Source organism: Luteibacter sp., assembly GCF_009912395.1.
Taxonomy (GTDB): Bacteria; Pseudomonadota; Gammaproteobacteria; order Xanthomonadales; family Rhodanobacteraceae; genus Luteibacter.
Genome location: NZ_WNDO01000021.1, coordinates 1 through 8751 on the forward strand (window position 1 = coordinate 1; position 8751 = coordinate 8751).

Annotated in this window: 6 protein-coding genes; 4 read left to right on the forward strand and 2 right to left on the reverse strand. The window is 61.3% G+C overall.

The features are described from left to right. Positions 1 to 1632 precede the first annotated feature (1632 nt). From GAK28_RS17455 to GAK28_RS17465, 3 genes are all read left to right on the forward strand, one after another. On the forward strand, positions 1633 to 3069 hold the full coding sequence (locus tag GAK28_RS17455) for a hypothetical protein (RefSeq protein WP_291782070.1): 1437 nt from the start codon (positions 1633 to 1635) through the stop codon (positions 3067 to 3069). A 382-nt stretch (positions 3070 to 3451) separates the two neighbouring features. Then, positions 3452 to 4423 carry an omptin family outer membrane protease gene (locus GAK28_RS17460; RefSeq protein WP_291782073.1) on the forward strand — a complete coding sequence of 324 codons (972 nt, stop codon included), beginning with the start codon at positions 3452 to 3454 and terminating at the stop codon, positions 4421 to 4423. 86 nt (positions 4424 to 4509) lie between these two features. After that, entirely contained in the window at positions 4510 to 5160 is a 651-nt protein-coding gene (locus tag GAK28_RS17465; protein ID WP_291782076.1) for a LysE family translocator, read from the forward strand. Positions 5161 to 5167: 7 nt separating this feature from the next. Here the strand turns inward: GAK28_RS17465 and GAK28_RS17470 are convergent, their stop codons facing one another. After that, positions 5168 to 6448 (reverse strand): DUF4189 domain-containing protein, encoded by a 1281-nt coding sequence (locus GAK28_RS17470; protein ID WP_291782079.1) that lies wholly within the window; start codon positions 6446 to 6448, stop codon positions 5168 to 5170. A gap of 175 nt (positions 6449 to 6623) precedes the next feature. After that, positions 6624 to 7850: a YCF48-related protein gene (locus GAK28_RS17475; RefSeq protein WP_291782082.1), complete on the reverse strand. Its 1227-nt coding sequence runs from the start codon at positions 7848 to 7850 to the stop codon at positions 6624 to 6626. A 232-nt stretch (positions 7851 to 8082) separates the two neighbouring features. Here GAK28_RS17475 and GAK28_RS17480 point away from each other — a divergent pair, with 232 nt between their 5' ends. Next, complete coding sequence (locus GAK28_RS17480) at positions 8083 to 8703, forward strand: outer membrane beta-barrel protein (RefSeq protein WP_291782085.1); 621 nt, start codon at positions 8083 to 8085, stop codon at positions 8701 to 8703. Positions 8704 to 8751: the final 48 nt, after the last annotated feature.

The window sequence follows — 8751 nt, forward strand, 5'->3', positions numbered from 1 at the left end:
TGCCTGCTGCCTGAACTCCAGGCTGAACTCCTGCCCCTTTCTGCCTGCCTTGCTCTTGGTCATCGTCCACCTCCTATTGCGATAGTTAATCGCTTATAGGGGTGTCCGTGAAACGGGGGCAAGATCACCTGTCCCGGGCAAACAAGTGACGGCAACCGTGGTGGTAACCGGTAAGCATCTCGTCGATGGACCACCACACACCGTCAATGGTGGCGATGTCCAGCTCATGCTTAACGGGAAACTCGTGGCCCAGGTTCGCGCTTCGTTTGCGAACTCAGACGTCTACGATTCTGGCTGCGTCGACCTGGCCTGCGGTCTTTACATATACAGGTCTCGTAACACGACTGTGACATTCCGGGTAACGCTGCCGAAAGGCACGATGTCGTATCAATTCTCCGGTGCCTATACCGGAGATACAGACTCGCACGCGTCCACGTCGTCGGTAGTAACCGTGAAACCCGTTTTCGGAGGGGCATCAGCGGCAATCGACCTACTGTTCGACTAGGACCCAAGCGCCCATGGATGGGCGATCCATCTGTTATACCGTCTCTCGGACGTTATCTCACTGTAGGAGCGCGCTTGCGCGCGATGGGGCTGCGGCAATTCCCATCGCGCGCAAGCGCGCTCCTACAGTCTTGCGATCTACGACGTGTCTTTTGTCGCCCAGACGGGATTCCACTTGAGTCCGGTGATGTCATTTACTGCAACGAACCGTGTCGATGGCCAACCAGCTATCGTCAACGTTACGCTTGGGGACCACGTCCTGGCGCCCGGAATTGTTGCAAGAGAGACGGTACCTGCGGCGAAAGGTGGCGTCCTCATTCAGTCCTGGGGCGAGGGCACGGGGGAACTCCAGGCTCCTGGATCGAAGGCTGGCCCACTCATCAACTCGGTTGGGGATTACGAGACACCCACCAAACCAGCGAGTCCTACTGGCTGTACCGGAGAAGGTGGGAGTACACAATGCCTATGATGAAAACCGGAATAGCAAGGCAGATATCAGCCTTTGTGGTTACGCCTCTTGTAACACCAGTATTGATGGTTATTGTCTCACTTGCGGGAAAACCAGCAGAGGGAATCTGGGTCGCTCTGTTTGCATTGCCATTCACCATAGGGACAACGATTCTTCCTGGAGTGCCGCTGTACTTTCTATTCCGGGCCCGACCGGAAAGGCCATAAGTTCTCCTGAACAGGAACGCGATCGAGGGATTTCAATCGGCAGATCGGACGCCCCGTCGTGAAGACGCTCCCGACTCTGTTCCGTCTTCAGTCGCCACTTGTTAAATGAACGAGTCCGCTCTTGAGCGGGCTTTCATTTGCGCCATTCTTATGCCAACCGACGCCTTCAGACATGTCCGGCTACCTGTGACTTCGACCGCGAAGCTCACTCACCCTCGGCCAATAATGATTTTAGCTCCGCAGGATAGATGCAACGTCCGTGCCCTTGCTCACCCGTGCCTGTGAAAGAAGAATCCATCTCCAATTCATGACGTTCTCTGCGGTCACGCTAGCAACGGTCAATCCGGAAAAAAAGTTGCTCGCTAAAATTGCGCAACCCTGTCTGCCTGATGACGGCTTCGCCATCGGACATCACCTATCCGCATTCCGTAGCGCTCCTAGAGCCCGAGAAGCATGGCCCGCCCGAATCCCCTCCTGAACTATCTCGCCGCCGGCGCCCTGCTCTGCCTGACCGGATGCCAGGCCACGGCCTCTCCCGGCATGGTGGAAACCGCGTGGCCTGCCGATGGCCTGATCGCCGGTCGCATTCATCACTTGAGCGGCGATGGCCTGGTGTTGCAGGTGGGCAATGAACACGTCGCCATCGCCGCCAACCAGACGCGGTTCTCCGTCGACCCAGGGCGCGGCCCCGCCAGGATCGACGTGGAGAGGCAGCCGGTTGGCCAGATGTGCGTGGTCGACCGTCTTGGCGGACACGGTGCCGACTACAACGTTTCCATTTATTGCGAAACTTTCGTGACACGGCCAGTCGCCGTCGAGGTGAGTGCCGCACGCGTCTCCACAAAGACAGACCGCATCTTCGCTCCGATTCGGGTCGGCGACGGCTCACAGGAAGTGCATGGGCTCATCGATACCGGCTCGGCAGGCGTCGTGCTGAACGCCTTCCAGGTGTTTCCGAGTTCCGTGCTATCGAAGGATGGTTTTCATTTTCCGCAAGGCAGCCATCGCATTGCCTATGACGGCATGATCGTCACCGATGTGGTGATCGAAAAGAAGTACGGCGGCCGTGGAGACACGGCCCACGCATCCAAGGGCAACCTCGGTTTCGCCCAGATCAGCTTCGGCACGAACGGCCAGGTCGTCACCGGGCTCGTACCCGTCCTGTTCGCATACGCACGCGGCGATGAGAAGGGCTTCCGCCCCTTCGGCATCAAGGATTCCAGCGCCAACATCATTGGCATCAATGCCGACGTCAACATGCTGCAGGATCTCGATGACGAGGGCGGTTCGAAGGCCCCGCAGCGGACGCCAGTGGTCTGCGATGAGCGGGTGGTGACCGATTGCGGCATGGCCAGCCCCTTGCGCAAGCTGGCCTTCGCCTCCGGTATCGGTCAGGGCTTCCTGCTCGACCGGATGTCGATGTCGGACTGTCCGATAACGCAACTGCAGGACTGTCCATTGAACCGAGGACTGACGATCGGGCTCACCGAAGGACTGACACGTGACTTCACCCGAACCTACACGCACTGCCGCAGCGGCATGATCGGCACCACCGGCAGGCTGAACGCATGCAGCCAGGTCATCGACAACATCACCATCGCGGCCAACGGCTATGCATTCCGCGGCAGCTCCATCTTCGACTCGGGCAACCCGAAGACGATCATCAACGTACCCGCCGGCGCACGGTTTGGTAACGCCCTGCCCTATGATGCGGTGCTTCGCGTCAGCATCGGTTCCGATGTCGTCTACGGCACGCGTGTCTCCGAGATGAGCCCGGATAAGCTCACCATCAACCAGAACATGAACATCCGTAGCTGCGTCGGCATCTTGTTCTTCGAGAAGCATGCCTACTTCATGGACTACGACAACGGCATGGTCGGGCTGCGCTGAGCCAGAGGGCGTACTCCGTGATCCCCGGGTTGCTGCCTGGTCCACGCAGGCGCCCCTCCCGCTCCACCTGAGCCATCCCCGGCTCCGGGTTTGCGCGCGACTTCACAACTCGAACTACCCGGACACGGTATTATCTTGCGCTGCCCCGCATGCCGGGGCCGGGCGCGTTGTCGTCCGCAGATCAAGGATGATCGACAAGGGGACATCATGAGGTATGAGTACGCGGTGGCCGGACGATTGCCGTCCCGACCCGTGCTTATCTCTGCATGGTCGATCCTTTCGGGCAATAGCCCTACATACCTGCACCGGTAGCCGCGATAGCTTCCGGGACCCGGCGCGTCATGGCGATGCGCTGTAACGATCACGGAGCCGAACACCGTTCATGAACACCACTTTCAAGGCGATCTGCATCGCACTGGCCATCCAGGCCGTCCCCGCCGCATCGGCCGCCGACTTCGGCATCATCGACCAGTCGACGATCGCGGACAACGACAAGTTCAGCATCAGCATGTTCACCGGCATGCTTCATAACACGTCGAAAGAACTGGTGTACTACCCTGACGGGCAACGCCTGAGCCAGCTTGACTGGAAGACGAAGGTGGCGCCCATCATTGGCGGCAGCTTCAATATGCGACTGAACGAGCGCCTCTCCTGGCGCATCGACGCCTGGACGCGCTTGCTGTCCGGCAACAACGAGATGCACGACACCGACTGGCGCGCACGCGACAACGCCTACCCCTACTGGACGGATCGCTCCGTTCACCCCGATACGGATCTGAAGCGTGCCTTCGGCTTCGACACGCGTGTCGCCTACCGCTTCGCCACCTACGACAGCTTCTCGCTCGAGGCGCTGGCCGGCTATCGCTTCAAGAAGCTGCGCTGGGAGGGACGCAACGGCAGTTTCGTCTATTCAAGCTTCGATCCCGCCGACAAGCCCGGCTATGTCTACATTCGCGACCTGCACGGGCGCTTCCAGGGCCTGGGTATCCGCTATGCGCAGTGGTGGCAGACGCCCTATCTTGGCATCAGCGGCAAGTTCGACATCAAGCGGGTCACGATCACCGCGGAACTCATCGGGTCTGCCTGGGCCACCGGCCGTGCCAACGATACGCATCTGTTCCGGGACTACCAGTCGAGTGTCCACGGCCCCAGAACGAAGATGGTAGGTGTCTCCATCAGGGCCGACTATCCGATCTACCAGAACTGGAATGTCTTCGCCAAGTTCGATTACGAAGCCTACGACGTGGTGAAGGGCACGACCCGGGGCGTCGAGAAGGGTGAATACATCACCAGTGACGCCGGCCTGGCCAACCGTAGCAAGGTGCTCGATATCGGTGTCGAGTATCGCTTCTGACACGGCCAGGGTCGAAGCGATACCTTCCGAGGTATCGCTTCGCTGTACAGTGGCGCCACCTGACTGACACCTCCGGATGCCCCGCCATGTTCGGTATTCACGACCTGCCCTTGTTCATCCTTTCGGGTTTGCTCCTGAACATGGCGCCCGGCCCCGACTCCCTGCTCATCGCATCGCACTCCGCTAGATGGGGCTGGCGTGCCGGCTCCATGGCCGCCCTGGGCATCGGCGCGGGCACCTGCATCCATATCGCGGCCGCGGCGTTCGGCATCGCGGCGCTGCTGGCGGCCTCCGCCGAGGCCTTCAGTGCCGTCAAGGCCATCGGCGCGGCGTACCTGGTCTACATCGGCGTGAAGACCCTGATCGCCACTCGGGGGACGCAGGCCGTCGGCACCGAGCCCTCGGCTTCGACAAGCGTGCGTCCGAGCCGGCGCAGGATCTTCATGCAGGGCTTCGTCAGCAACGTGTTCAACCCGAAGATCGCCCTGTTCTTCCTGGCCTTCATGCCGCAGTTCATCGATGCCACGAAAGGACACACCACCGAAGCCTTCCTCGTGCTCGGCGCCGTGTTCAACATTAACGGCATGCTCTGGTGCCACGCGCTGGCCCTGACGGCCGGCTTCGCCGGGCGCAGGCTGCGCCCGGGCCCATCGTTCGCCCGCTGGATCAACCGGACGGTCGGGGCGCTGTTCGTTATGCTGGGCCTGCGCCTGGCGTTCTCGGCCAGGCAGTCATAGCCCGGTATCAGAGATCCAGCAGCGACCCTTTGTTCTTCTTTGCCAGGTCCGCGATCGGTCCTGTCGGGCACGTCAGATGTTTTTCATCACACCACTGTGTGAGGTGGTTGCGTGCATCGTCGGCCGAAGTGCCAAGGAACATCCTCACGTCGCCACTGGATGCGCGGGTGAGGAGTACGAACTGGTCGACGCCGTCATCCCCATCCTTGGGGGCCGCTTCGCACTTGCCGCGGCTTTCTTTCTCGCACAACGCCACCGCCGCACTCTGAGCAGCCTCCAGGCTCGACTGCCCCGTGACGATGGCGCGCTTGTTCCAGCTCTTCTCGAGCGAGTCGTCCACGGGCCTGGCCATGGCGAAGAATCCGCGTGCAGGTGCCTTTGATACGCTGATTTCGAGGGTTGAGAGCCCCTTGGGGCGCACATCGAAGGTGTCCACCAACCTGCACGTCTCGCCCTTTCCGCAGTTGTTGCGGATGCCCTTGTCGAGCATGTCCAGCGTCGGGGCGTTGAACCACTCCACAGCGCCCTTGTTGTTCACCATGCGGGCGATATAACCGCCACCCGCACTGATCCGTACCTGGCATTCGAGCTTCGTCGCCTGTTCACATGCTTTGACAGCGGCATCTTCGGCGGCCTTGAAGCCGTCACCGCCCGTCGCAAGCCATGCCGTGTCGTCGAGCGGTTCGGGTGCCTTGGTCTTCGGTCTGGCGACGGCGCCCCAGGGACGACGCGCACCGTCGCTCTTGGAGGCGATCACCATGCCGCCGCCCAGCGCATTCTGCAGGGTCTCGATCTTGTGGCAGCCGGATGAGTATTTGTCGCACTCGTCGCGCGAGGCCATCCAGGCCTTGAAGAAGCTCGGGCCACCCTTGGCGAACACATTGCCCACGGCATCCTCGACGACGACGATGCGCGCGTCGTTGGACCAGGTATCGTTGACGACGCATCCTTCGCCCATGGCTTGCTTGCACTTTTCAAGTGCTTCCTTCTCGGCCCACTCGGCCGAGCCATAACCACTCGCGAACCAGTACTGGCGGGTGTCTGGGTGCGTGATCACGGTCATGTAGATATCCGGCATGCGTGCCGCCGGGGCCGTCGGCCCGGTGCTTCCGGGGGCCGGTGCGCAAAGAGGCGTGGGGGCCACGCCGTTGCTGCCCGGTGCCATGCCGACCATGATTTCACCGGGGCCGGGGCCATTGCAGGGATAGGCCTGGGCGTGCGCCCGTGAGGCCGCGAATGCGAGAGGAACGGCAAGAACGACAGCCACCAGGCTACGACGAAGGATCATATCTACTTTCCCTGAGATGTTTACTTTCCTGACAGAGTCCGCGAACCGCGCCGGCCAGGCACGACCGGGAATACTCAGGATAACAGGACGTACACCCTATCCAAGAAGATACCGACTTTGCGATCGGCCGCGGGACCACGGCCTGCGACTGGCGTATCCGGCACGCCATTCATCCTCATGGCTTCCAGGACAGCAGAAGCGGCCGCATGCTCAACGACGCGCTGTTCTTTTCAGGTACCGCTCGGGCTCCCGTACCCGCCGCCCAGTACATCCCGTTAGCGAAGGCCAGTCCCCAGAGTTCGACATCGTGGAGCTTGCCGTCGGCCGTCACGTTGAGCCAAGGTGCCCATGTCGTACCACCGTCCTTGCTGCTGAATATCCAGCCGTCCCGGGTCACGAACCATCCCTGGCGGTCGTCGCGCATATCGATGCGGGTGATGCCGATATCGGGTCGCGCATCCATGCCCTTGGGCAGCACGACCCTGGAGGCCCTCCACGTCGTGCCGCCGTCCACGGTGCACCACACCTTGAGGTCACCGCCCATGCATCCGTGCGTGGGGCTGGCGAAACTCAGGCCCATGAGATGGACGCCCGCGTCGCCAAGGCTGACCGGCGTCCAATGCGCGCCGGCATCCGTGGTGTGCAACACCGTGCCTTGCGTACCGACGGCCCAGCCATGCGCCGGGTCCACAAAGCGGACCTGTTGCAACGCGATGCCCGTTCCCGGAAACGGTACGCGTGTCCAGGTCTGCCCGCCATCCGCGGTACGCAGCAGGCGCCCTTCGCCAACAGCGACGCCGTGTGCGGTATCCGCGAAAGCCACGCCATACCCCGAGCCATCGTAGTGAAGGTCGCCGTAGAGCGCATCATCGCCTTCGAGACGGAGTACGCGATTGACACTCTCCCAGTATTCGCCGCCATCCTGTGAGCGCAACATCCGCCCGTCCGATCCGATCGCGAACCATCGTCGATCGTCGGCAAAAGCGACGTCCCTCGCCCACTCTCCCGCACCCTCGAAATGGTCGACGATGTGCCAGGCGTGGCCGTTCTTCGTAATGCGGACGATACGATAGCCCGGTCCGCCCAGGCCGATCAGGTCACCGTTGGCCACTACCTTGAGGTTGGCCAGGCCGGTGTTCGTTCCCGGGACCGTATAGGCCGTGACCGTATGCCCACGATCTCCGATCGTCGCCGTATCGGCGACCAGATCCTTGACCGTGCGCTCGTTGGGGTCGAGCGGGGTGAACAGGTTCTTGCAGAGTTCGCCGGATCCATTGGGCATACGAACGCCCTTGCAGTGCGGATAAGGCGGCTGCGCCGAGGCTGCCGGCACTTTCGCCGTAAACGTTACCAGCAGGATTGACAGCCCCGCGCAAAGCATCCATCCCATGCCGTGCTTCATCCGTCCCATCTCCCTGAGCGCATGCGTGCGTCGCGTCGAAGTATTGCGTTACGCGAAGCATCCGGCAATGTGCCAGGGACGGCACGTCTGCCAAGCGACGAATGAATTCGCCGTAAACGAAATGCGAAAACGACGATCCAGCCGGCATTCGTTCATCCGAAAACTTTTGCGTTGTGACTAAGATCGTCTCGCCCCGTCCCCAGGGGCATCAACCAAAAGGAACAGGGATCACATGGCTATAAAGTGCTTTGCAAGTGCTGTCGTCCTCGCTACGGCACTGGCGGCGTCGGCCGCGCATGCGCAAACCGGCGGAGCCTTCGGCAGGGTAGGCATCGGCAGCGCATCGAACGATCTGTCGAGCCAGGGCTCGTACAACCTGTATGGCGGCTATCGCTGGGCGATGGGTCGCAACTTCGCACTGGGTCTCGAAGCGGGTTACAACGACCTGGGCAGCAAGAAGGAGCGTTACATCAACGATTATGGCTGGCCTTACGTTACCAGCGAGGAACGCACCGACCGAGGCGTGAAATCGGTTTCGCTCGGCATCAATGCGCGATGGGATATCTCCGACAAGTTCTATCTCGAAGCGCATGGCGGCTACGCGCGGTATCGCTATCGCTCGCAGGGACGCAGCGAGTACTACACGCCCTACACCACATACAGGGACAAGTGGCGTGACACTTTGTACAGCACGGGTTACTACGCCGGCCTCGGCGTGGGTTACAACATCACCCCGCAGATCGGGGTCCTGCTGACCTACGACCACTTCAATCCGAAATACTGGAACAACGATTACACCGTAGTTCGGTTGAACACCGACGTATGGGGCGCGGCCATGGAATTCCGCTTCTGATCCGCGGCGTGCCGGACGATGGCGCCCCATCGTCCGGCACGCCAGCCG

Excerpts from the sequence above, each read along its gene's own strand:
- GAK28_RS17455 (WP_291782070.1), top strand. The coding sequence starts at position 1,633 with ATGGCCCGCCCGAATCCCCTCCTGAACTATCTCGCCGCCGGCGCCCTG.
- GAK28_RS17460 (WP_291782073.1), top strand. The coding sequence starts at position 3,452 with ATGAACACCACTTTCAAGGCGATCTGCATCGCACTGGCCATCCAGGCC.
- GAK28_RS17465 (WP_291782076.1), top strand. The coding sequence starts at position 4,510 with ATGTTCGGTATTCACGACCTGCCCTTGTTCATCCTTTCGGGTTTGCTC.
- GAK28_RS17470 (WP_291782079.1), bottom strand. The coding sequence starts at position 6,448 with ATGATCCTTCGTCGTAGCCTGGTGGCTGTCGTTCTTGCCGTTCCTCTC.
- GAK28_RS17475 (WP_291782082.1), bottom strand. The coding sequence starts at position 7,850 with ATGAAGCACGGCATGGGATGGATGCTTTGCGCGGGGCTGTCAATCCTG.
- GAK28_RS17480 (WP_291782085.1), top strand. The coding sequence starts at position 8,083 with ATGGCTATAAAGTGCTTTGCAAGTGCTGTCGTCCTCGCTACGGCACTG.